Source organism: Paenimyroides ceti, assembly GCF_030409925.1.
On record NZ_JAUFQU010000001.1, the window covers coordinates 2991324 to 3016498 of the forward strand.

19 protein-coding genes are annotated in these 25175 nt (G+C 40.9%); 11 read left to right on the forward strand and 8 right to left on the reverse strand.

What is annotated here, in order from left to right; all coding sequences use genetic code 11:
- Positions 1 to 59: 59 nt before the first annotated feature.
- Positions 60 to 572: a DUF6252 family protein gene (locus tag QW060_RS14730; RefSeq protein ID WP_290364224.1), complete on the reverse strand. Its 513-nt coding sequence runs from the start codon at positions 570 to 572 to the stop codon at positions 60 to 62.
- A 230-nt stretch (positions 573 to 802) separates the two neighbouring features.
- On the opposite strand from QW060_RS14730, the gene QW060_RS14735 reads away from it, so the two are divergent.
- The 8 genes from QW060_RS14735 to metF all read left to right on the forward strand — a co-directional run bounded on the left by QW060_RS14735 (position 803) and on the right by metF (position 12496).
- Positions 803 to 1330, forward strand: a complete 528-nt coding sequence (locus QW060_RS14735; protein WP_290364777.1) for a 30S ribosomal protein S16 — start codon at positions 803 to 805, stop codon at positions 1328 to 1330.
- A gap of 17 nt (positions 1331 to 1347) precedes the next feature.
- Positions 1348 to 1875 carry a ribosome maturation factor RimM gene (gene rimM / locus QW060_RS14740; protein ID WP_290364225.1) on the forward strand — a complete coding sequence of 176 codons (528 nt, stop codon included), beginning with the start codon at positions 1348 to 1350 and terminating at the stop codon, positions 1873 to 1875.
- A gap of 55 nt (positions 1876 to 1930) precedes the next feature.
- A complete protein-coding gene (locus QW060_RS14745; RefSeq protein ID WP_290364226.1) occupies positions 1931 to 2641 on the forward strand; it encodes a tRNA1(Val) (adenine(37)-N6)-methyltransferase in 711 nt (236 codons plus the stop codon).
- A 547-nt stretch (positions 2642 to 3188) separates the two neighbouring features.
- Positions 3189 to 4181 carry an alpha/beta fold hydrolase gene (locus QW060_RS14750; RefSeq protein WP_290364227.1) on the forward strand — a complete coding sequence of 331 codons (993 nt, stop codon included), beginning with the start codon at positions 3189 to 3191 and terminating at the stop codon, positions 4179 to 4181.
- Positions 4156 to 6561, forward strand: a complete 2406-nt coding sequence (thrA, locus tag QW060_RS14755; protein ID WP_290364228.1) for a bifunctional aspartate kinase/homoserine dehydrogenase I — start codon at positions 4156 to 4158, stop codon at positions 6559 to 6561. The genes QW060_RS14750 and thrA overlap by 26 nt, the downstream gene beginning before the upstream one ends.
- A 3-nt stretch (positions 6562 to 6564) precedes the next feature.
- Positions 6565 to 7752 carry a trans-sulfuration enzyme family protein gene (locus tag QW060_RS14760; RefSeq protein ID WP_290364229.1) on the forward strand — a complete coding sequence of 396 codons (1188 nt, stop codon included), beginning with the start codon at positions 6565 to 6567 and terminating at the stop codon, positions 7750 to 7752.
- An 8-nt stretch (positions 7753 to 7760) separates the two neighbouring features.
- Positions 7761 to 11468 carry a methionine synthase gene (gene metH, locus QW060_RS14765; protein WP_290364230.1) on the forward strand — a complete coding sequence of 1236 codons (3708 nt, stop codon included), beginning with the start codon at positions 7761 to 7763 and terminating at the stop codon, positions 11466 to 11468.
- Between the two features lie 71 nt (positions 11469 to 11539).
- Positions 11540 to 12496: a methylenetetrahydrofolate reductase [NAD(P)H] gene (metF, locus tag QW060_RS14770; protein WP_290364231.1), complete on the forward strand. Its 957-nt coding sequence runs from the start codon at positions 11540 to 11542 to the stop codon at positions 12494 to 12496.
- A 27-nt stretch (positions 12497 to 12523) separates the two neighbouring features.
- Here metF and QW060_RS14775 read toward each other — a convergent pair whose 3' ends face one another.
- From QW060_RS14775 to QW060_RS14790, 4 genes are read right to left on the reverse strand one after another with little or no spacing between them, the layout of a single operon-like run.
- Entirely contained in the window at positions 12524 to 14413 is a 1890-nt protein-coding gene (locus QW060_RS14775; protein ID WP_290364232.1) for a T9SS type A sorting domain-containing protein, read from the reverse strand.
- A gap of 1 nt (position 14414) precedes the next feature.
- Positions 14415 to 16256: a T9SS type A sorting domain-containing protein gene (locus tag QW060_RS28050; RefSeq protein WP_317623188.1), complete on the reverse strand. Its 1842-nt coding sequence runs from the start codon at positions 16254 to 16256 to the stop codon at positions 14415 to 14417.
- Entirely contained in the window at positions 16213 to 16338 is a 126-nt protein-coding gene (locus tag QW060_RS14785; RefSeq protein ID WP_290364233.1) for a hypothetical protein, read from the reverse strand. Before QW060_RS14785 ends, QW060_RS28050 begins: the two co-directional genes overlap by 44 nt.
- Before the next feature lie 29 nt (positions 16339 to 16367).
- Positions 16368 to 21305 carry a PKD domain-containing protein gene (locus QW060_RS14790; protein ID WP_290364234.1) on the reverse strand — a complete coding sequence of 1646 codons (4938 nt, stop codon included), beginning with the start codon at positions 21303 to 21305 and terminating at the stop codon, positions 16368 to 16370.
- 15 nt (positions 21306 to 21320) lie between these two features.
- On the opposite strand from QW060_RS14790, the gene QW060_RS14795 reads away from it, so the two are divergent.
- On the forward strand, positions 21321 to 21446 hold the full coding sequence (locus QW060_RS14795) for a hypothetical protein (RefSeq protein ID WP_290364235.1): 126 nt from the start codon (positions 21321 to 21323) through the stop codon (positions 21444 to 21446).
- Between the two features lie 20 nt (positions 21447 to 21466).
- On the opposite strand, the gene QW060_RS14800 is transcribed toward QW060_RS14795, so the two are convergent.
- Positions 21467 to 21661: a hypothetical protein gene (locus tag QW060_RS14800; RefSeq protein ID WP_290364236.1), complete on the reverse strand. Its 195-nt coding sequence runs from the start codon at positions 21659 to 21661 to the stop codon at positions 21467 to 21469.
- 266 nt (positions 21662 to 21927) lie between these two features.
- Between QW060_RS14800 and QW060_RS14805 the strand changes: the two genes are divergently transcribed.
- A complete protein-coding gene (locus tag QW060_RS14805; protein ID WP_290364237.1) occupies positions 21928 to 23106 on the forward strand; it encodes an acyl-CoA dehydrogenase family protein in 1179 nt (392 codons plus the stop codon).
- Between the two features lie 76 nt (positions 23107 to 23182).
- On the opposite strand, the gene QW060_RS14810 is transcribed toward QW060_RS14805, so the two are convergent.
- Together QW060_RS14810 and QW060_RS14815 are read right to left on the reverse strand one after the other, a co-directional pair.
- The gene (locus QW060_RS14810; protein ID WP_290364238.1) at positions 23183 to 23380 is read right to left on the reverse strand and encodes a hypothetical protein; all 198 of its coding nucleotides are present in this window, start codon (positions 23378 to 23380) and stop codon (positions 23183 to 23185) included.
- Between the two features lie 170 nt (positions 23381 to 23550).
- Positions 23551 to 23877: a 2Fe-2S iron-sulfur cluster-binding family protein gene (locus QW060_RS14815; RefSeq protein ID WP_290364239.1), complete on the reverse strand. Its 327-nt coding sequence runs from the start codon at positions 23875 to 23877 to the stop codon at positions 23551 to 23553.
- Positions 23878 to 24306: 429 nt separating this feature from the next.
- Between QW060_RS14815 and QW060_RS14820 the strand changes: the two genes are divergently transcribed.
- On the forward strand, positions 24307 to 25170 hold the full coding sequence (locus tag QW060_RS14820; RefSeq protein WP_290364240.1) for a sigma-70 family RNA polymerase sigma factor: 864 nt from the start codon (positions 24307 to 24309) through the stop codon (positions 25168 to 25170).
- The last annotated feature ends 5 nt before the right edge of the window (positions 25171 to 25175 follow it).

The window sequence follows — 25175 nt, forward strand, 5'->3', positions numbered from 1 at the left end:
GACAAAAAAAAGAGCTGTTCAATACGAACAGCTCTTTTAAGATTTTTTATAAGAAATGCTTATTCCAAAACCGGAATTTCTGACGGCATTCCATTTGTAATTTCACTCATTTTTATACGAAAGAAAACCCCTTCATGTAAATAAACGCTTTTCATGGTATCGTTTGCGATATTTGTATTAGGAGCATCTACAACAAATCTACCGGATACAGTCCCCGGAACCTGTTTTGAAGCTTCATCAAATACCACATATCCTCCACCTAAATTGATTCCTGTTTTGAACCGTATAGTATCTTTTTCTATTACTCGTCTGAAAACGGCTACATTTTTATCATCAATCCCTAAATCATATCTTTTTCCGAAACCGTAATTCGGTATTCTAAGCAATAAAGATTCTGCACCGTTTGTTCCGTAAACTCTCAGAGTACCGTCTTTAACTTCAGCCACACTTGCATCTGCTCTCCAGAAATCATAGTTACTCAATGCCTGAAATGCGGGATCATTAAATTTCACATCATCTTCACAAGCTGCGAATGTTAGCGCAAGTGTTAAAAAAACTATTATTTTTTTCATATACGAATAAATCTTTATCTAAAACTCAAAAAACAAAAATAGACTTTTTTATCAATTCAACATTATTTTTTTTAATAAAATTTTAACTTTAACAACCCATCTTATTTACAGGCAGTTAGAAAGCAAAAAAAAGGCATAAAAATTTCGTAATTCCAAAAATATACGTAATTTTGCACACTTATTTAATAACAAAAAGGAGGTCGGGTACCTCCATTAAATCAATTGAGATTATGTCTGTAAAAATTAGATTACAAAGACACGGTAAAAAGGGGAAACCTTTTTATTGGGTTGTTGCTGCTGATGCACGTGCAAAAAGAGATGGTAAATTCTTAGAAAAAATCGGAACTTACAATCCAAACACTAACCCTGCAACAATCGATTTAAATATCGATGCTGCTACAAAATGGTTATCTAACGGAGCACAACCAACTGATACTGCAAAAGCAATTCTTTCTTACAAAGGTGCTTTATTGAAACACCACTTAAACGGAGGTGTTCGTAAAGGAGCTTTAACTCAGGAACAAGCTGATGAGAAATTTGCTAAGTGGGTTGAAGAAAAAGAAAACAAAGTATCTGCTAAAGCTACAGGATTAGCTGACAACAAAGCGGCTGCTAAAGCAAAAGCTTTGGAAGCTGAGAAAGAAGTGAACGCAAAAAGAGCTCAAGCTGCATTAGAAGCTAAAGCTGCTGCTGAAGCTCCTGCTGTTGAAGAAGAAGCTCCTGCTGCTGAAGAAAACACAGAAGAAACTGAAGCTTAATTTTTTCAGCGATTATAATGCATAAAAAAGATTGTTTCTATTTAGGTAAAGTCGCTAAAAAATTTAGTTTTAAAGGCGAAGTCCTCGTATATTTAGATACGGACGAGCCTGAAATTTATCAAAATCTGGAATCAGTGTTCGTTGAATTCAACGGACATCTGGTTCCATTTTTTATTCTCTCTGCCTCTATTCACAAAAACAACTTCCTCAGAGTTCAGTTTGAAGATATGTTTTCGGAAGAAGCAGCAGACCGCATCATCGGATGTGACGTATATCTTCCTTTACAGATGTTGCCAAAACTGGAAGGCGACAAATTTTACTTTCACGAAATTGTAGATTTCGAAGTTCAGGACAAACGGCTTGGCTATATCGGAAAAGTTGTAAGAGTCAACGATTCAAATGCTCAGGCACTTTTTGAAATTGACTTTAACGGCAAGGAAATCCTTGTCCCTATGATTGATGATTTCATTATCAAAGTTGATCGTAAAAACAAAACCCTACACTTAGATACTCCTAACGGATTAGTTGATTTATATATCAATTAAATAATTTTGTTAAAGCCAATATTAATATGGAAATTTGAAGTTCAAATCTTCAAATATGTTTTCATTTAAAAACTTCAGCATTCAACAGGATCGCTGTGCTATGAAAGTAGGCACTGACGGCGTTTTACTGGGTGCATGGACACCTCTGATCAATAACCCTTACACCATTTTAGATATTGGTTCCGGTACCGGCTTACTGGCACTCATGCTGGCACAACGCAGTCAGGCTGAACAAATTGATGCCCTGGAGATCGATGAAAATGCTTTTGAGCAGGGCGTAGAAAATTTTGAAAACAGTCCGTGGAATGACCGCCTGTTTGGTTATCATGCGGCTCTGGATGAATTTACAGAAGAAGTATTTGAAGAAGAATCTTATGATCTTATTGTTTCTAATCCGCCTTTTTATACTGAAAACTATTCGTCGGGAGATCAACAACGTGATTTAGCCCGGTTTGAACAAGCACTTCCCTTTGAAGAACTGGTGGAATGTACTGAAGCATTACTTTCTGAACATGGTATATTTTCTGTTATCATCCCCTTTAAGGAAGAAAAACGCCTTATTGCCATCTGTAAAGAATTTGAATTATATCCTTTAAAAATCACTCGCGTAAAAGGACATCCTGAAGCAGAAATTAAACGTTCACTGCTTGCCTTTACCCGTATGGAGCAGGAACCGGTTATTACTGAACTTACAATTGAAATAGAAAGACACCGATACACTCCTGAATATATTGAACTTACCAAAGATTTTTATACCAAAATGTAATGGGTTCTTTTTTTATTGAAACGCCCACAAGTTTCCGATACACTCACTACCCGAACTGATGATAAACAATTCGGGTATTTTTATTATACTCAGCAAAGAATGTTTTATTCAAAATCATTCAATAAGTTCCCGATACACTGAATATTAGGAACTGAAGATTGAAATTTTATACTTTTTTAAAAACGCTCTCCTACCTCATCATTTTTTTATTCTGTTGTTATGATCAGTTTCCATTTATATATCATAGCAACCCAAGATCTTTCCCTATTTTAATCTAAAAAACAACAATAAACAGAATATTTTTCTTTTTAAAGATGTTATAAAAACATTATTCAGAAAATATTTCTAAATAATATTTGATTATAGCTTTTATTTTTATAATCTTTGCATCTGTAATAAACAATCATCAAAATGAAAAATACCATAGAAATAATGAACAAAATGATGCAACTGAGGCTGCAGAGTATTTCTATGTAATTTTTTGAATCTGAAATTTTAGAAGTCTCTGCAAAAGCAGGGACTTTTTTGTTGGTAATACTGAAGAAAAATGAATGTAAAAAAAATCGATATCTCACCAGCCGAAATTAATCTTAGTTATGAAAAAACGTTTTCACTGACCTATCAGGTTTTTGGAAAAGAAATTGCTGCGGCACCTGTTATTCTGGTCAATCACGCATTGACAGGCAACAGTCTGGTAGCCGGAGTCAAAGGCTGGTGGAATCGGTTAATAGGAGAAGAAATCACTATTGATGTAAAGAAATATACCATCATTGCTTTTGATATCCCGGGAAATGGTTTTGCTGAAAATGAAGCTTCAATCATTTCTGATTACAAAATAATAAGCACTCAGATAGTTGCACAACTTTTCTGGAAAGCCCTTGAAAAACTGGATATACACAGATTACACGCAGTCATCGGAGGGAGCATCGGAGGTGCCATTGCCTGGGAAATGGCTTTTATCAAACCACGGGCTATTGATCAGCTGCTTCCCATAGCGTGCAGCCATAAAGCTTCTGACTGGCTTATCGGCAATGTTCTGGTTCAGGATAACATTCTCAACCATTCTTCACATCCTGTTGAAGATGCCAGAAAACACGCTATGTTGCTGTACAGAACTCCGGAATCACTACGGGAAAAATTTCATTGTAATTTTCAGAAAGAAACCAATCTTTTTGAGATTGAAAGCTGGCTCAACTATCATGGAAACCAATTAAACAAACGCTTTTCCCTGGCTTCCTATAAACTGATGAATCATCTGCTAAAAACAATAGGCAATCATCATACAGAAGAGACTATTGACCATTTTATTGCAACCACAAACATGAAAATTCATATCATATCAATTGATTCTGATTATATGTTTCCAGCGGCTGAACAGTTTGAATTTTACCGGAATCTAAAAAAAAGATATAAAAACATCTGTTACAGCACGATAATGTCCATTCACGGACACGATGCTTTTCTTATAGAATACCAACAGTTACATACCTTACTAAACCAACATTTTAAAGAAGATGAAAATATTAAAATTCGGGGGTAAATCACTATCCTTTACCGGTGCTTTTGACCATGTCATTAGCATTATTAAAAACAGAGCTCAAAAAGAATCCATTGCTGTAGTTGTCTCTGCTTTCGGAGATACTACTGATGTTCTTGAAAAGATATTAGAGCAGGCAGCAAAGCAGGAAAATTTCACGCTCCTATTCGAAACTTTTAAAAAGCAACCTCAACATAAAGGGATTGACCTAACCCATGAGTTTGATTTTTTGCAAAAAATTTTTGAGGGTGTACACCTTTTAGGAGATTATAGCCTTAAAATCAAAGACAGTGTTCTCGCTCAGGGAGAACTGATTTCAGGAAAAATAGTTACCAAAAAACTTCAGGAGCAAGCGATCAATGCTGTTTTTACAGATAGCAGGTCACTGATTATAACAGATAATACTTTTGGAAATGCACAGCCTATTGCATCCGTTTCAAGACAAAAAACCATAGCGCATTTCAGCAGCTTAGACAAAGGAACAACTGCTGTGGTTACAGGTTTTATCGGAGCAACCCTTCATAATGAAACCACTACTCTGGGCAGAAATGGCAGCAACTATTCCGCGGCTTTACTGGCGAATTATCTTGAGGCTGAAGAATTACAGAATTATACGCATGTTGACGGCATTTTTACAGCCAATCCGGATTGGGTAAGTGATGCTCAGAAAATAGAACGTCTGCATTTTAACGAAGCCAACGAACTTGCCAATTTCGGAGCTTCCATATTGCACGCCAAAACAATTGTACCGCTTATCGAAAAAAACATTCCGTTGCGCATTCTCAATACTTTTAAACCAGAGGAAAACGGAACTCTTATTTCTTCTGAGCCTACTCTTTCGGGCATTAAATCATTGTCTGTACTCGCAGATGTAGCGCTTATCAACTTTGAAGGCAGAGGTCTTTTGGGTAAAGCCGGTGTAGATGCACGAATATTTACCGCCCTTTCAGAAAAAAACATCAGTGTCAGCGTGATTTCACAAGGTTCTTCAGAAAGAGGACTTGGATTTATTGTAGAAAAAGGACGGGCTACCGAAGCCGTTCTCGCTTTAGAAAAGGAATTCGAAACGGATTTTTATACGCGTGATGTCAACCATATCTCTATTGATGATGAAGTAGCCGTTATCTCTATTATCGGACAGGATCTCAGTACTTTTCACAAGCCCTATAATGCTTTGATTCAAAATAAGATCATTCCGATTTTGTTTAATAATACGGTTACCGGAAGAAATGTAAGTATTGTTGTAAAAAAAGAAGCAACCAAAAAAGCATTGAATGTGATTCACGGGCAAATTTTTGGTGTTTCAAAAAAAATAAATCTCGCCATCTTCGGCCATGGTTCCGTTGGGGGCACACTGATTGATCAGATACTTCAAAACACTGAAAACATTGAAACCAAGAAACAGTTGAAACTCGTTGTTTTTGCCATTGCCAATTCCCGAAACCTCCTGTTAAACGAGAAAGGCATCGGACAAGAATGGGAAAATGAATTGTCTGACAACGGAAAACCGTATGAATTACAGGATGTAATCCGTTTTGCCAAAGAGCATCATTTAGAAAACCTTATTGCCATAGACAATACCTCATCAGCTGTTTTTATTCACAACTATTTTCCTCTCATCGAAAATGGCTTTGACCTGATTTCTTCTAACAAGGCTGCCAACACCAACACCTTTGATTTTTACCGGCAATTGAGAAAATCCCTTAAAAAAAATCAGCGCAGGTATCTGTATGAAACCACGGTAGGAGCCGGACTTCCGCTTATTGATACGACCAGACTGCTTCACTTATCCGGTGAAAACATTACGCGTATAAAAGGTGTTTTTTCCGGTACGCTGAGTTATCTATTCAACCATTTCTCCACAGAGGATAAAAGCTTCAGTACGGTATTAAAGGAAGCTATTGAAAAAGGATTTACTGAACCGGACCCGCGTGAGGATTTATCGGGTAACGATGTCGGAAGAAAACTACTGATACTGGCGCGTGAACTGGAACTCGAAAACGAATGGGAGGAGGTACAGATTGAAAATCTCATCCCTCAAGCATTTCAGTCTATAGAAACCAGCGATTTCCTTCGGAATTTAGATGTATTAGACGCACATTATGCTGCTGTTAAGGAAACACTGCAACCCCACGAGGTATTGCGTTATATAGGTGAGCTGTCAGGTGATCTGCAAAAAAGCAAGGGAATACTGGAAACAAAACTCGCGGTTGTTTCCGCAGATTCTGCTCTGGGACAGCTCAAAGGTTCTGACTCTCTTTTTGAGATTTACACGGAATCCTACGGTGACCACCCTATCACCATTCAGGGAGCCGGAGCCGGAGCCAAAGTTACGGCTCGCGGAGTGTTTGGAGATGTATTACGATTATCCGAAAAACAATAAATCATGAACACAAAACAATTTTCATCAGGGGAAGAAACTTTAGCGATAAGAACAGAAACGCAAAGAAGCATCTATGCAGAACACAGCACCCCGCTCTATCTTACATCGAGCTTTATTTTTGAAGATTCCGAAGAAATGAGAGCTTCTTTTGCAGAAGAAAATGACCGCAATATCTATTCCCGGTTCAGCAATCCGAATACGACAGAGTTTATCCATAAAATGATCCAATTGGAACAGGCAGAAGACGGGGTTGCTTTCTCAACAGGAATGGCGGCGATCTATACCACGTTTGCAGCACTTTTATCAACGGGAGATCACATTGTTTCTGCCAGCAGTATTTTTGGTTCGAGCCATACGCTCTTTACTAAATATTTTCCAAAATGGGGAATTGAGACGACCTATTTCAATATGAATGAGCCGGAAACAATTGAAGATAAAATCCGTGCTTCTACCAAAATATTATTTGTAGAAACACCTTCAAATCCAGGAGTTGACATCATAGACTTAGAGTTGTTGTCAGGCATTGCTCAAAAACACGGACTGTTGCTGATCGTAGATAATTCATTTGCAACACCTGTTGTTCAGAAACCCATTCTTTTCGGAGCTGATCTTGTTTTACATTCAGCGACCAAGCTCATTGACGGACAAGGACGCGTATTGGGCGGTGTCACTGTCGGCCGTAAAAACCTGATCCGGGAAATTTATCTGTTTGCCAGAAATACCGGTTCCTCATTATCGCCTTTTAACGCATGGATATTATCCAAAAGTCTTGAAACGCTTTCTTTACGCGTAGAAAAACATGCACAAAATGCGCTTGAGATCGCTTTATTTCTGGAAAAACACCCTGAAGTAGCAGCTGTAAAATATCCTTTTCTGCATTCGCATCCGCAGTATAAAACCGCAAAAAAGCAAATGCGATGGGGCGGTAATATCATCGCACTTGAAATAAAAGGAGGTAAAGATGCCGGAAAACAATTTATTGACCGTATCAGATTATGTTCCTTATCTGCCAATCTGGGCGATACGAGAACCATTGTGACACATCCGGCTTCTTCTACCCACAGCAAACTCAATTCAGCAGAACTGCAAGCAGCCAATCTTACTGAAGGCCTCATCCGTATATCTGTAGGTCTGGAAACTGTAAAGGATATTATTCATGATCTGGATCAGGCATTGACAGTACACATTTAATCATCAGTATGGAAACAGACATTCTCCCCCTATCTCAAAAAATAACGGACCTGATACAACACCGGACTCTGGTACTGGACGGTGCCATGGGTACTATGCTTCAGGCGTATCAGTTTACAGAAGAAGATTTCAGAGGCAGCTTATTTAAAGACTTTCCTTACCCGCTTAAAGGAAACAATGATGTATTATCAATCACTCAACCTGAAGCAGTAAAAGAAGTACACCGAAAATACCTTGAAGCCGGAGCTGATATCATTGAAACCAATACGTTTTCAGGCACCACAATTGGTATGGCCGATTATCATCTGGAAGATTATGTTTATCAACTCAACTATGAGTCGGCTAAAATTGCGCGTGAAACAGCGGATGAATTTTTAGTACTGACTCCTGATAAACCAAGATTTGTAGCCGGATCTATAGGTCCGACCAACAGAACAGCCTCTATGTCACCCGATGTCAATAATCCGGGATTTCGCTCGATAACATTTGACGCATTAAAAACGGCCTATAAACAGCAAACAGAAGCACTCATTGACGGAGGCTGTGACCTGCTGCTTGTAGAGACGATATTTGACACGCTGAATGCAAAAGCCGCGCTGTTTGCTATTGATGAAGTACGAGAAGCCAGAAACATTGATATTCCTATTATGATTTCAGGCACCATTACCGATGCTTCCGGCAGAACACTGTCCGGACAGACGGTCGATGCTTTCCTGATCTCCATTTCACATATTCCGCTGTTGAGTATCGGATTTAACTGTGCTCTGGGTGCCGATCAGTTGAAACCTTATATCAGGCAGCTTGCCCAGCATACATCCGTGAGTATATCTGCACACCCAAATGCAGGTCTTCCCAATGCATTTGGAGAATACGACCAGACTCCGGAAGAGATGCAGCAACTCATTGCAGAATACCTCAGAGAAGATCTGGTACAAATCATTGGCGGATGCTGTGGAACCACCCCTGATCACATTCGCCTGATCGCTGATGCCGTTGAAAAAAACGCCGCTTTCCGAAAGAAAAAAGCAGTACAACCAACACCTCCTTTTCTGGTGTTATCGGGATTAGAACCTTTATTTGTAACGCTCGAATCTAATTTTATTAATATCGGAGAACGTACCAATGTAACAGGTTCCCGGAAATTTCTAAGGCTGATTAAAAACGAACAATTCGAAGAAGCCCTAAGCATTGCCCGCGCACAGGTAGAAGGAGGTGCTTTGATCATCGATGTCAATATGGATGAAGGCATGCTGGACGGCGTACAGGCAATGACCCATTTTCTGAACCTCATCGCATCTGAACCCGATATTGCCCGTGTTCCGGTTATGATTGACAGCTCTAAATGGGAAATTATTGAAGCCGGTCTCAAAGTTACTCAGGGAAAAAGCATTGTCAACTCCATCAGTCTCAAAGAAGGCAAAGATGTTTTTATTGCCCATGCAAAATGCATCAAACGCTATGGTGCTGCAGTAGTGGTAATGGCTTTTGACGAAGAGGGACAAGCCGATACCTTTGAACGCAGAATCGATATCTGCCAGCGTTCCTATGCTATTCTGGTAGATGAGGTTTCCTTTCCTCCTCAGGATATTATTTTCGATCCGAATATTTTTCCGGTAGCCACAGGTATGGATGAGCATAACAATAATGCCGTAGATTTTTTCCGTGCTACACGTTGGATTCGTAAAAACCTTCCGTATGCTAATGTTTCCGGAGGCGTAAGTAATGTTTCTTTTTCTTTCAGAGGTAATGACAAAGTACGTGAAGCCATGCATGCTGCTTTTTTGTACCATGCCATACAGCACGGAATGAACATGGGCATTGTAAACCCTGAAATGATTGAAGTATATGATACCATAGACAAAGAACTGCTGCAATATGTAGAAGATGTACTGCTCAACCGTCGTGAAGATGCTACAGAACGCCTGCTGGATTTTGCAGAGCATCTCAAAGGCAGTACGAAGAATACCGAGACAAAGGTACTCGAATGGCGCAGCCTGCCTTTACAGGAACGCCTTACGCACGCTCTTGTCAAAGGCATAGAAACCTTTGTACATGAAGATGTTGAAGAAGCCCGAAATTCTGTAAAACGCCCTATCGAAGTAATCGAAAACCATCTGATGAACGGCATGAATATCGTAGGAGATTTATTTGGTTCCGGAAAAATGTTTTTACCACAAGTTGTAAAATCGGCACGGGTGATGAAAAAAGCAGTTGCCTACCTGCTTCCTTTTATTGAAGAAGAAAAAGTAAGAAGCGGTATTACCCAATCCAGCACAGCAGGAAAAGTTCTTATGGCAACCGTTCGCGGTGATGTACATGACATCGGAAAAAACATTGTCGCCGTTGTGCTCGCCTGTAATAATTTTGAAATTATTGATCTGGGTGTGATGGTAGCTCCGGAAAAAATCATTGAAACCGCCATTCGGGAGCATGTAGATGTTATCGGGCTTAGCGGGCTCATTACTCCTTCTCTGGATGAAATGGTTTATCTGGCGAAAGAGCTTGAAAAAACCGGAAGTAAAATTCCGGTTATGATAGGAGGTGCCACTACTTCAAGAGCCCATACTGCTGTAAAAATCGCACCGGAATATACCGAAACTGTTGTTCATGTAAACGATGCCTCAAGAGCCGTAACGGTTATCAATAACCTCTTACAACCCGATAAAAAGCAGGATTATAAAAAAACGCTTCGGGCTGAATACGATAAGCTGCGTTATGATTTTTTAACGAGAGCCCGGGATAAAAACTTTCTGACTCTGGAAGCAGCCCGAAAAAACAAGCTGCTGATCGACTGGAAAAAGGAAACGATACGAAAACCGAATTTCATCGGAATCCGAACCATGGAAGTTCCCTTGGAGGAATTGGTACCTTATATTGACTGGACTCCTTTTTTCCGTTCGTGGCAATTATTTGGCAAATATCCGGCTATTTTATCGGATGAGGTAGTGGGAGAACAAGCTTCCATTTTATTTGAGGAAGCGCAAATTATGCTGCAACAGATTGTACAAGAAAAGTGGTTTACCGCAAAAGGTGTACTGGGTATTTTTCCTGCTTCTCAGATCGGAGATGATGATATTGAGGTTTGTGATGCCTCTTTAAAACCGCTACATCGTTTGCTTACGCTACGCCAACAGTCTCAGAAAACCGCTGCTGCTCCTAACCTTGCCCTTGCCGATTTTATTGCTCCGAAATCTTCCGGCATTCAGGATTATATTGGTTTGTTCTGTGTCAGCACCGGCTTTGGTGTGGAAGAAAAAGCCAAAGCGTATGAAGAAGCTCAGGATGATTATAATGCTATTCTGGTCAAATCACTCGGAGATCGTCTTGCTGAGGCTTTTGCAGAATACCTGCATGAAAAAGTACGCAGAGAAATCTGGGGGTATGCTTCTGATGAGATACTCAGCAAAGAGGAATTGATCCGGGAAACCTATAAAGGCATCCGCCCGGCTCCGGGCTATCCTGCGTGTCCCGATCATCTTGAAAAAAATACAATCTGGAAAATATTGCAGGTAGAAGAACGCATTGGGGTAACATTGACAGAAAGCCTTGCGATGTGGCCTGCCTCTTCCGTATCCGGTTACTATTTTGCCCATCCCGAAAGCCGGTATTTCGGATTGGGGCGCATCAAAGAAGATCAGGTAGCCGACTACGCCCTCCGAAGAGATATTTCGATTGAAGAAGCCACACGCTGGCTTAGTCCCAATATCAGTGAGTAAAATCATAGACAATAATAAAATTCATTCCATTTGGAACAGACCGGTTGCAAATGGATTTAAAATAACACACAATGAAAGTAACCGAACATATTAAAAAAGCCGATGGAAAAGCGCTTTTTTCTTTTGAGATATTACCTCCGCTCAAGGGACAGAATATTCAGAGTATTTTTGATGCCATAGCACCTTTAGCTGACTTTAAGCCTCCGTTTATTGATGTCACGTATCACCGGGAGGAATATGAATATAAGGATGCCGGAAACGGCTTGCTCGAAAAAAAAATTGTAAAAAAACGTCCGGGTACCGTAGGCATTTGTTCTGCCATACAGAATAAGTTTAAAATAGATGCCGTGCCCCATATTCTGTGCGGAGGCTTTACAAAAGAAGATACCGAGAATTTTCTTATCGACCTGGATTTTCTGGGGATTGAAAATGTCGTAGCTCTTAGAGGAGATGCCGTAAAAAATGAAATCTATTTTAAACCCGAAAAAAATGGCCATAAATATGCTTCGGAGCTTGTAACCCAGATACAGCAGCTTAATAGGGGGATTTATCTGGATGAAGATCTGCAAAATTCTACGCAGACCGATTTTTGCATCGGTGTTGCCGGTTATCCTGAAAAACACATAGAGGCACCTAATTTTGATTCTGATATTCAGTTTCTAAAGCAAAAGATCGCTCAGGGTGCCGACTATATAATTACACAGATGTTTTTTGATAATGAAAAATTCTTTGAGTTTGTCAGAAAATGCCGTAATGAAGGTATTACCGTTCCTATTATCCCCGGATTAAAACCTCTGACGGCTAAAAGCCAGCTCAATATGATTCCGCACCGGTTTAAAGTAGATCTTCCGGATGCCCTTGTGATAGAAACATTAAAAGCATCCAATGCAGATGCCGTAAAAGCAATCGGTACAGAGTGGTGTATCGCCCAAAGCAAAGAACTCCTCCAAAAAGGATTTCCCATTGTGCATTACTATTCTATGGGAAAATCAGATAATATTGTACAAATTGCCAAAGAGGTGTTTTAAAGGAAACGCATAAAGCGTTTCCTTTTTTTATCTTTTTATCACCTGCCGAGTGATTACCGTTCCCTGATCGGTATGCAGTTTGATAATATACGTTCCTGCACTCAGGTTTTCCATAGAAAGCGACGGATCACTGCCCCATAGCCTGCCCTTTTGCACAAGCTGTCCCCATAGTCCGTAAATCTCATAAGCCGTCAGTATTTTATCCGTCTGAAACGATACTATACCTGTAGTCGGATTCGGATACACTACCATATCTGCTGTATCAAACTCCTCTACCGATACTGTCTCACAGACACTTTTTGCCAAACGGGCGATAAAAAAGTCCGTACCGATAGACAGGTTGGGTTTGCTCAACAACCCTACCACCGGATGGGCATTGGGACCATTGGCAAACAAATACGCCCGCATATAACCGCCCACCACATAGTTACCGTTGTTATCGGTGGTAATCGCCGTTAAACCTTCCCGATAGCCCGCAGGACCCAAAATAAGATGTAATCCCAGACAAGTACCTGTTTCGGCATCAAAACGAGCCACTACCGGATCTGTATGATAGTTTGCGGGATGATCCGTAATCTCATAATTTCCCCAGGTATTGTTGACCATACCCGTAGCAATGGCAACCTCATTTCCGTTTAAGGCTATGTCCAAAGCACTTTCATCACCACCTAAGGTAGGATTGGTTCCCCATAAAAGAGTACCCTCACTGTCCAGTTTCATTAAAAAGGCAGCACTCATATTTCCTATCCCCATTTGTTGAGTAAATACATAGTCACCGAATTTGCTTAGCAGAAGAGGATCAGATGGAGCAAGCGAAGCTTGACCAAGACCCGTTATATAAAGATTGGAATTTCCATCTGTCTTTATAGCTCCAATTCGAACTGACCATATATAATTCCCTTCTTTGATCCATTGTACTTCTCCCTCTGTATTAAAACATAGAACATATCCGTTTGAGCGTTCGATTCCGTCTATTATACTTGCTGAATCGCTCTGTTGTAATCTCCAATTAGCAAAGTAATAGCGATTATTGTTAGGATCGTATGTAAAACAGGTCTTTTTATTACTGATATATTGTACTTCAAAAGGAGCTGGTACAGAGCCCAGATAGTTGCCTTCTGTATCATATTTTACCACATAATAGCGATAAGCCGGGGCTCCTTCCGGAACCATAAGTTGACCATCAAAATGACTTCCCGCCAGAAGCCCTACCATCCAGTGGATGGTACCATCTGCTTCTACATAGATGCCTAAATCCATGGAACCCCGATATTGATTAAGCTTTTGCGGATTTTGCTGTGGCATGCGCAGCCACTGAAAGACACCGTTGCTGTTGTATTTGATCAATGCCAGGGTTTTATTTTCTGCAGAGGTATCATTGGAATCGTCTTCTGTAGGGGTTCCCATCACATAATCATCGCTAAAATGCGGAGGTTCTACCCAGGCATATTCAGGAGTACCCGGCTGACTGCCGTTATTCCACACGGTCATCCCTGCATACACATTGTTTTCCGCATCAATACCAATAGAGCGCGAAATATCTCCAACACTGCCACCACCGCCAAAAACTTTGTGCCATAACAGACTGCCCTGACAATCCATTTTGCCAATCAGAATGTTTTGACGGTTGCTGTTACCAAAATTATTACTGTTAAACGTTGTGATCTCTGTTCCGTCAAAAGCCGTGTTGCCAAAGGCAATATGCGTTAAAAAAAACGTATTGTTTTCAGTGTCCGTTTTTAAACCTACGATTTCTTCGCAATAGTTATAATCATCATAATAACTGCCTTCTCCTACAAGCCGGTTGTCTCCGCCGCCTGCTTTTGCCCATTGCCAGTCATACGGCTGTGCCCATAAAAAGCCACTCAGCAGTAAAGCCATCACCGTCCAGCGGAATTGAGGTATTGTTATTTTCATTTTATCTTTTTATGACCTGCCGAGTGATTACCGTTCCCTGATCGGTATGCAGTTTAATAAAATACGTTCCTGCACTCAGGTTTTCCATAGAAAGCGATGGGTCACTGCCCCATAGCCTGCCCTTTTGCACAAGTTGCCCCCACAATCCGTAAATCTCATAAGCCGTCAGCATTTTATCTGTTTGAAACGATACTATGCCTGTAGTCGGATTCGGATACACCACCGTATTTGCTGTATCAAACTCCTCTACCGATACTGTCTCACAGGCACTTTTTGCCAAACGGGCGATAAAAAAGTCCGTACCGATAGACAGGTTGGGTTTGCTCAACAACCCTACCACCGGATGGGCATTGGGACCATTGGCAAACAAATACGCCCGCATATAACCGCCCACTACATAGTTACCGTTGTTATCCGTAGTAATTGCCGTTAAACCTTCCCGATAGCCCGCAGGACCCAAAATAAGATGCAATCCCAAACAGGTACCCGTTTCGGCATCAAAACGAGCTACAACCGGATCTGTATGATAGTTTGCAGGATGATCCGTAATCTCATAATTTCCCCAGGTATTGTTGACCATACCCGTAGCAATGGCAACCTCATTTCCGTTTAAGGCTATGTCCAAAGCACTTTCATCACCACCTAAGGTAGGATTGGTTCCCCATAAAAGAGTTCCCTCACTGTCCAGCTTTATTAAAAAAGCTCCTCTGGTAGTACCTATTCCCATTGCATGGGTAAATTCATAGTCTCCGAATTTACCATAAGGCATATTTAAAGTACTCTGACCTTGCCCGGATATATACACATTGGAATTTTCATCTGTTTTAATAGCTCCGATAGAAACTATTCCAAATTTATTACCTTCTTTGATCCATTGTATTTCGCCTTGTGTATTAAAACACATTACAAAACCATTAGGCCGTTCGATTCCATTGATAGTAGTAGAAGGCTCACTCTGCTGCATTCGCCAATTGGAAAAATAGTAGTGATCGGTTTGAGGATCATAGGTAAAACAGACCATTTTGTTTCTGACATACGGAACTTCAAAAGGAGCCACTATAGAGCCCAGATAATTGCCTTCTGCGTCATACTTTACCACATAATACTGATATACCAACTCTTCACTGGAAACAACGATATCACCATCAAAATGACTTCCCGATAAAAGCCCTACCATCCAATGAATGGTACCGTCTGATTCTACATAAATACCTAAATCGATAGAACTTCTGCTATCATTCAATCTTCGCGGATCTTGCTGTGGCATACGCAGCCACTGAAATACACCCTCACTGTTGTATTTGATCAATGCCAGGGTTTTATTGTCTGCAGAGGTATCATTGGAATCGTCTTCTGTAGGGGTTCCCATCACATAATCATCACTAAAATGCGGAGGTTCTACCCAGGCATATTCCGGAGTACCCGGCTGACTGCCATCATTCCATACGGTCATCCCTGCATACACATTGTTTTCCGCATCAATACCGATAGAGCGCGAAATATCTCCTATACTGCCACCACCGCCAAAAACTTTGTGCCATAACAGACTGCCCTGACAATCCATTTTGCCAATCAGGATGTTTTGGCGGTTGCTGTTGCCAAAATTATTGCTGTTAAAGGTTGTGATCTCTGTTCCGTCAAAAGCCGTGTTGCCATAGGCAATATGCGTTAAAAAAAACGTATTGTTTTCAGTGTCCGTTTTTAAACCTACGATTTCTTCGCAATAGTTATAATCATCATAATAACTGACTTCCCCTACAAGCCTATTGTCTCCTCCGCCTGCTTTTGCCCATTGCCAGTCATACGGCTGTGCCCATAAAAAGCCGGTCAGCAATAAAGCCATCACCGTCCAGTGGAATTGAGGTATAGTTGTTTTCATTTTTTTGGTTTTTTATAAAAATAAGAAAAAAACCTGCTAAAGCCATGGCTTTAGCAGGTGATTATCATCAGGTATTTATTTTTTTACTAAAATCTGCTGGGTTACGGTTTGTCCGTTTACCGCAATCACAACAATATAATTACCCGGTACCCATCCCGATACATCGAGTAAAAAGTCTCCTTTGAGCGGGGCTCTTTTTGTGGTCCATCTCATAATGCCTTTTATATCATATACAAAAATTGCCACTGCTTCTTTGGTATCATAACCATTTACCTCATACTGTATCAATGTGGTTTCTGAAGCAGGATTTGGTATCAGCGCCAGCTTGGCTGTTCCTGATTCTTTAGCAGGTTCCATATTCGGAAAACGCATGGCTTTTTCTGATTTGCACATAAATCGGCGCATCGGATTGCTCATGGCAATCCCCACCTGCAGGTCACCCGGTGCAAACTGTGCATTTGGAATAAACTTCAGCGGATTCAGTATTTTGCTGGTGCCCGGTGATATTACAAACGAACTCGACTGAAAAACACCCTGATGCTGTAAACTGCTTAAGGTTACCGATACCTCAAACGGATATGGATTGGTCATTTCCATATAAATATCATAGGAAACATACGGTTCTGTGATGCGTTTGATGATTTCGTATTTCCAGATCACTTCACAGCCTTTGCATTCATACGTACTTACATTCAGCGGTTTGCTTACCGCTTCACACGGCCCGTTGCTCAACTGAAGTTTATAATCGCCTGATAATACCGCTGTATAATCCGGTACAAAACTGTTATTGCCCGTTGCTACCGGAGCTCCATTGCGCACCCACGCATAATTGCCAAACCATGCATTGGGAGACGGCCCTAAAATGGTATTGTCTTCGCGTACACAAAACGACATACAGCCCGACGGAAAAATCCATAAAAAGCCTTCCGGATTTTTAGGCACTGCGATCTCCTGATACGAAAAACACGTAGCTCCCTCGCTATACATTACCTTATACGGACCGCCTTCGCTTACTACTATGCTTTGTCCCTGTTCTCCATTACTCCAGTTATAAACGCCTGCAGACGGACCGTTTGCCACAAGCTCCACGCGGTACGGATGACAGCTCAGAATGGTATAGCTCAGCGTCGGTGTTGCCGGCGGATTCACCACCGTCACGGTATGGGTTGCTATGGAAATACAGTTTGGATCTGCCGGATTGCGTACTTCAAGTGTATAGACATAGGTACCCGGGGTGTTTTCTGTAAACGTGCGTTCCAGAGCAGCTGTGGTATTCCATGCATTTAATGCGGTTCCGTTGCGCAGCCAGCGGCGCTGGTACTGGGTGTTTTCAATCGTAGCTTTTAACACAAACGGTGTATAGATGCATTCGCGCTGGAGGCCGTCAATCCTTGCATACGGCGGTTTGGTAAACACCATACTGACCGCAGGTGTTTCATAATTGGCACAGCCGTTTGCATCATAGAGCACTACCCAGTAACTGCCCGAAATAACCGGCTGAAAATTCTGAGCCGTAGCCCCCGGAATCACTTCATTTTCCCGCATCCACTGATAACCAGAGGGCAACCCACCAACATTCGGTTGATACGATAAACTTACTGTCGTTCCTTCACATGCGGTACGCGCACCAAAAACAGTACCCGAATACAATGCTTTATTTACACGGATATCTTCCTGAGAATAGCTAAATACACAACCCGTTGGTGTGGTAATCGTTAACGATACTTCATTAGTGTTTACAGGTAAATTAACCTCGGGGCTTATCATCGTATTCGCTGTATTTCCAAAACTCCATCGGTACTGATACTCCGGGTTGTTGACCGGCGGTATGAGTTTTACCGTATTTTCGGCACATACCTCAACAGGCACAACCTCTATATTGCCCATAGGAAAATTTTCCAATACCAGTGGAATGGTTTTGACACACGCCATCCCCGGATAATCAGCCCTCGACAACACTACTGACAGGTCATAAGTACCCGGCTGCAGCTCCAGAGTGTACGGCGACTGATTCAGAGGGGCTGTATTTCCGCCAACCGATAGCTGTCTGTCAGGCTCGGCACCGATATACGTAGAATTGTTCCATACCGTAACGGTGTAGGTATTGTTATTGGCATTACAGATGACTTTGTACCGCAGATCCGGCAGATAAGGAACTTCTATCAACGCTGCTCCCGAAGCGGCACAAATGTTGCCTGCGTTTCCGTATTTAGCGGTATAGGCTATCTGCAGCTTTCCTGCAATTTTTGCCGTAAACGTTGCTGTTACCGTATTGCCATTGACAACGGAGCTATTCAGCACCAGATGTTTGTTATTGAACAGCCAGCTGCCCGACAACGGATTTCCTGTAAAAACCGCCTGTACTTCAATCGTATTACAGCTGGTCAGGGTTGTCTGAGTGATGGTCACTTCTTCACTATAGTCTCCGCAATTGGTGCCTCCATTACCACAATCTGCCTGCAAAAATTCGGCATCATCTCTGTTGGTACAACCGTTAGCAGCTGTTGCCAACACATAATAGGTTCCGAATCCATGGGCCTGTGTGATGGTGATCTGCTGGTTGTCGGTTCCTGCATTGGCTGTAAGCAGCTGATCGTTACCTCCGGGTATTTCTTTATACCACTGCAAGGTTGTATTGCTAAGGTCGCTTTGCAGATTGGCTGTGAGTGTTTCACTAAACACCGCATCGCAAAACGCAAAGCTTTTCTGTGAAGTAATATGTACTACCGGCGATGGTTTGATCAGTATATCGTGCAACAGCATGGCCGTTGTATTACATCCGTTTGGCTGGGTCAGTATCACCTGAACCGTACCGCCGATATTATCACTTACATTAGCAAACATCAATTCATCGGGTATGGTAAAGGTATTTCCGCTTACTCCGGTCTGTGTCAGCGTACCTCCGTCGCTCAGTATCCATTTCAGGGTACCGTTGTTTAAATATACCGATGACTGAAAACTCAGTCCGATCGGGTTCTGAGCACAGATTTCCGCTGGCATGTTTAACGGTAATAATACCGGAGTCGGCTGTATGTTGATGAGGTATTTTACCTTGGTGGTTGTGCCGCATTTTTTAAGACTCAATACCAGATATACAGGCGCATTACCCGATGATTCATTAAAACTCACCGTTGGGTTGAGCGTGTATTTACCACTTAGAATATTGCCTGCTCCTTCTTCTTCAAAACTCCATTCGAGATGGTCTACACCCGATGTGGTCAAGGTTGCCGTAAACGAGGTTTTTGAAGATGAACAGAAGCTTGTCAATCCGTCATCATTGGTAATCACTGCCGATACATTGGCTCTTTTTACCGGTAGGATTATAGGATCTGACTCGCAATACGGACTGGTTTTAAGGCGTTTTTTAAGGCGCACATAATGACTTGCTGTGTTGTTAAAAATAACGGTGATTTCACTGCCCATTTTACTACCCTGAATAGTAGCAGCCGGGCTTACTTCCCAGATTAAATCGGTTTCAGGATCTTCATTTTCATAGCTGTAGGTATAGGGTACGCCCACACATATTTCTCCGGGACCTTTGATTTTGCCCGAAGGGGCAGCAGGTCTTGGATATACTACAATCGTTTTAGGAACCGTACACCCTCCTAACGGTCTGTATTCTAACTGATATACACCGGGTTGATCAAACGTTACCGAAATGGTCTGCCCTCCGTTGCCCAGCCAGTTGTTCACCGGAGGCCACAGAGATTGTCCGTCTAAGGTCAGAATCCAGTTGTGCGGACCTCCTTTATTGGACGCTGAAAACTGGTGGGTTTCTCCCATACAGACAAGTTCGGGACCGCCAATATCAAATTTTTCATTAACATAAATGAAGGTTCCTCCGGATGCGCTACATCCCAACAGCGAATTTGTGGCAGTGTATTGCATATAGTAGGTTCCTACCTCCAACCCTTTAACAATAATTTCGTTGCGCTGATCTGTTTCTACGATTTCAACTCCGGTTGTCGGATTGCCCTCATACAAAATTTGCCATTGGTAATCGGTAGAAGGCCATTCTGGCAGTGAAATACGGCTTTGATTGCCAACTCCGCAGATCATTATATCACCATTAAAAATACCACTTCCAACGACCGGGACTTTTACGGTGGTCCAGACCGGACAAGTACAGTTTGAGCGGTAACTCACATACCCTACTCCGTTCCAATAATCCATACTATCCATATTATCCCATATCACGGTAATGTAATTGCCGCCATTGTTTATGATGGTACCACCGTCTACTTTCCATTCACCGGAACAATTTTTATCATTGACGGTATAGGTTGCCAGACTGTTATAACAAACAACGGTAGGACATGATATTTCTATATTAGGGCGATTCAGCACCTGAATGGTTTTACGAATGACAGACGAACAGTTGCACTCGTTCCACACCCGCAACTCTACCTCATAGTTCCCCGGGCTTGTATAGGTATGAGTCGGAGAAGCAGCATTGGAAGTGTTTCCATCTCCGAAATCCCATTGATACGCAACAATATCTGTTCCTTGGTTTCTCACAGAGAGGTCCTGAAAGTATAATTCTGTATTTAAACAGGCTCTAATCTGTTGTTCTGCATTACCCACAGAGAAATTAGCGGTAGGTGATTTTAAAATTTCAACACAGTAGTTGCGCTGCTGAACACTGCCGTCCTGAAGCACAACGGTAAGGCTTATGTTGCCCGACTGCTGAGATCCCCAGTTTACCGTTGCCACCAGATCGTTATCAGACAATATATAAGTACCGCCGCCTATGGCCCAGGTTACTGTTGCTATATTATCTCCACTGAGGGTGTAAACCGTTTCGCTGCCGCCGCATACGCGCAGACATTCGTTTTCATCAACACCTTCAGCCAGACCTTTTTTAGGATCAGCCTTATAGGTGCGACACCCTACTTCACCATTCCAGTGAAGTTTTACAGGATTTTGTGCCATGGCGGTCAGCTGAAAAGCGATCAGCCAAAAGAGGGTAAGTAACCCTTTGACAAAGAAATAATACGTAGTTTTTTTACTCATGGTTTATCATAATTAGTGAATATTACCGGTTACTCCGGTTGTTTTTTTGTTGACCGGGTTTCTGTCAACAGAACCTGTCTCCTCTTTCAATCACTTATCGGTTCGTCTTACCACTTTCGAAATTATTGCCTCCTGCATTGAGGTGTGACGATGCGTAATGATTACGCTTCTTTTAAGGTTTTTGTAAAAATTTGCATCAGCTCTTTCTGTGATAGGAAAGAAGCCTTTTGGCTCACAGCTACAGGATATGTAAAATCATCTGTTGATGGGTTTGCTGCTTTATTAACCTTAGTTAAAGAATGTTTATTTTTTGTAAAGAAAGCAATTATTTTATATTTAAAAAAAATAATATTCATTATTTTATTGATTTAAACACAAAATACCCTATTATTTTTTACAATTTCGTAACAGCTTATTTTTTAAAAAATCCAACTCCCGTAAAGGGGTTTACTGTTTTTTTACAATGAAAACAGAGGCAAAAAAATATTTTATTTTTTTTCATTCATTTTACCCAATCTGTCCGAATTCATTAATTTTCGTTCAAAAAATTTAATCCTCGTTAATAGTATTGCAAATCCATGAATATTAATTATTTTTGCGTACAACTAAACATTAGGAATATATGAAACCAGACTTATTTCAGGCACCTGATTATTATCTGTTAGATGATTTATTATCAGACGAACATAAATTAGTTCGTGATGCTGCCAGAGCTTGGGTAAAAAAAGAAGTTTCCCCAATTATAGAAGAATATGCACAAAGAGCTGAATTTCCAAAGCAGTTGGTAAAAGGATTAGGCGAAATCGGTGGCTTCGGACCTTATATTCCGGAGGAATACGGAGGTGCGGGACTGGATCAGATTTCTTATGGTCTGATTATGCAGGAAATTGAAAGAGGAGATTCAGGAGTACGCTCAACTTCTTCTGTACAGTCTTCTTTGGTGATGTATCCTATCTGGAAATACGGTAACGAAGAACAACGCCAAAAATATTTACCAAAACTTGCTACCGGAGAAATGATCGGTTGTTTTGGTCTTACAGAACCGGACTATGGTTCTAACCCGGGCGGAATGGTGACTAATTTTAAAGATAAAGGCGATCATTATCTATTGAACGGGGCTAAGATGTGGATTTCAAACGCACCTTTTGCAGATATTGCCGTAGTATGGGCAAAAGATGAATCAGGACGTATCCACGGACTTATTGTAGAAAGAGGAATGGAAGGTTTTACTACACCGGAAACCCACAATAAATGGTCTTTGCGCGCTTCTGCTACCGGAGAATTGATCTTTGACAATGTCAAAGTACCGAAAGAGAATTTATTACCAAACAAATCAGGATTGGGAGCACCGCTTGGATGTCTTGATTCTGCACGTTACGGTATTGCATGGGGTGCTATCGGAGCTGCAATGGATTGTTATGACACTGCTTTGCGTTATTCTAAAGAGCGCGTTCAGTTTGACAAGCCTATCGGAGCAACTCAGTTACAGCAAAAGAAACTGGCAGAGATGATTACTGAAATTACAAAAGCACAATTGCTTACCTGGCGTCTGGGCGTTTTACGCAATGAAGGAAAAGCGACAACCGCTCAGATTTCTATGGCAAAACGCAATAACGTTGCTATGGCATTAGACATTGCGAGAGAGGCAAGACAAATGCTTGGCGGAATGGGTATCACCGGTGAATACTCTATCATGCGCCATATGATGAATTTAGAATCAGTAGTTACTTACGAAGGTACTCATGATATTCATTTACTTATTACAGGAATGGATGTAACAGGATTCCCTGCGTTTAAATAATTATGACACACAGCATACCAATAGCTTTCGGAAACGGAAGCTATTTTTTTATGTGTTTGTCTGAGAATTTATTATTTTACTTCCCAACCCTTCTGTCCGCTTCGCATACAAAGTATTCCCTGATTAAGCGCTGAGATGAAAGCGTATTGAGAAAATGACTTATAGATCGTATTCTTTTTGTCGTTGTAAGATTAATCCGGAATGGTGTTGAGAAATAAACGAAGTATTTACAGCCTAAAAAAGAGCAGCTATGTATTAACTGTGAGGTATTCATATTGATTTTCCATAAAAAAAAACGAAGTGTACATTATATACACTTCGTTCTTCAATACTAAAATAAAATAAATCCAATTAAAATATCTTTTATGAAGTAAAATCTACTAAAATATTTTCATAAATATAATAAATATATCAATTAGATCTACAATAAATCTATTTTATTTTTTATTCCGGTGCCAATTCTAAAACCAATCCTTCAATTTCAGGTGTTATGGCAATCTGACATCCGAGACGACTGTTGTCTTTTACATTAAATGCTTCCCACAGCATGGCTTCTTCATCAGGGGTTTTCTCCTGCAAGGGTACCTCATTAAGTATATAACATTGACACGAAGCACACATCGCCATTCCTCCGCAGATTCCTATTGTTCCTTCAGGCGCCAGTTCGTATGCACGTACCAGTTCCATTATATTCATGTTCATATCGGTAGGAGCATCTACTTCATGGCGTACACCCTCTCTATCGATAATTGTAATTTTTATATCGCTCATGGTTTACATAATATTCCTTCAAATTTACGGAAATATTACGACTTTAATAGGCTCTCAGAACACATAAAGATATTGCTCTTAAGACAGACAACTATTTTTATTACTTTTAAAAAAACATAAAAACGCTAAACTTTTTACAAACGGATCATACACAGCCATGCTTTTTTATTGATTTGCAGGAAAAACAGGAAACCTCTTTTTTTATTTCTGTTGGTGCCCCATTTTCTGCTCTGTTCAATCCGTTAACAGACAGCTTTTAAACAAAGAAATTTCTGCTGGGATAAGCTATTTTTATTAGGTTAATGTTACCCGGTGAGTAACAGATAAGAAAATATTTTATTTTTATTTGTAACTTTTTGTATCGCGTTTACGTATAAGTAATAGAGTGCAATCTTTTTTGCCTCTGTAAACAGCAAATAATCATAGAGAATGAGACAACTTAAAATTACCAAACAGGTAACAAATCGTGAGACAGCGTCTTTAGATAAATATTTACAGGAGATTGGTAAAGTAGACTTAATAACGGCAGATGAAGAGGTTGAATTAGCGCAGCGGATTAAGGCAGGAGACCAGAGAGCGTTAGAAAAACTTACCAAAGCGAATCTTCGTTTTGTGGTATCTGTAGCAAAACAATATCAAAATCAAGGTCTTACCCTACCCGATTTGATCAACGAAGGAAATCTTGGATTGATTAAGGCGGCACAGCGTTTTGATGAAACCCGTGGTTTTAAATTCATTTCGTATGCGGTATGGTGGATTCGCCAGTCTATTTTATCTGCTTTGGCAGAACAATCGCGTATTGTACGTTTACCTTTAAATAAAATCGGTTCTATCAACAAAATCAATAAAATGTATGCGTTGCTGGAACAGTCTAATGAACGCCCGCCTTCTGCAGAAGAAATCGCAAAAGAATTAGACATGACGGTGAATGATGTAAAAGAGTCTATGAAAAACTCAGGTCGTCATTTATCTATGGATGCTCCGCTTGTTGAAGGAGAAGATTCTAATCTGTACGATGTATTGCGTTCAGGTGAATCTCCAAACCCGGATAAAGAACTGATTTTAGAGTCTTTGCGTACGGAAATCGAACGTGCTTTGGAAACGCTTACTCCGCGTGAAGCAGATGTTGTTCGTCTGTATTTCGGTTTGGGAGACCAGCACCCGATGACACTCGAAGAAATTGGAGAAACTTTTGACCTTACCCGCGAACGTGTTCGTCAGATTAAGGAGAAAGCCATCAGAAGACTGAAACATACGTCACGCAGTAAAATATTAAAAACCTATTTAGGCTAATCCTA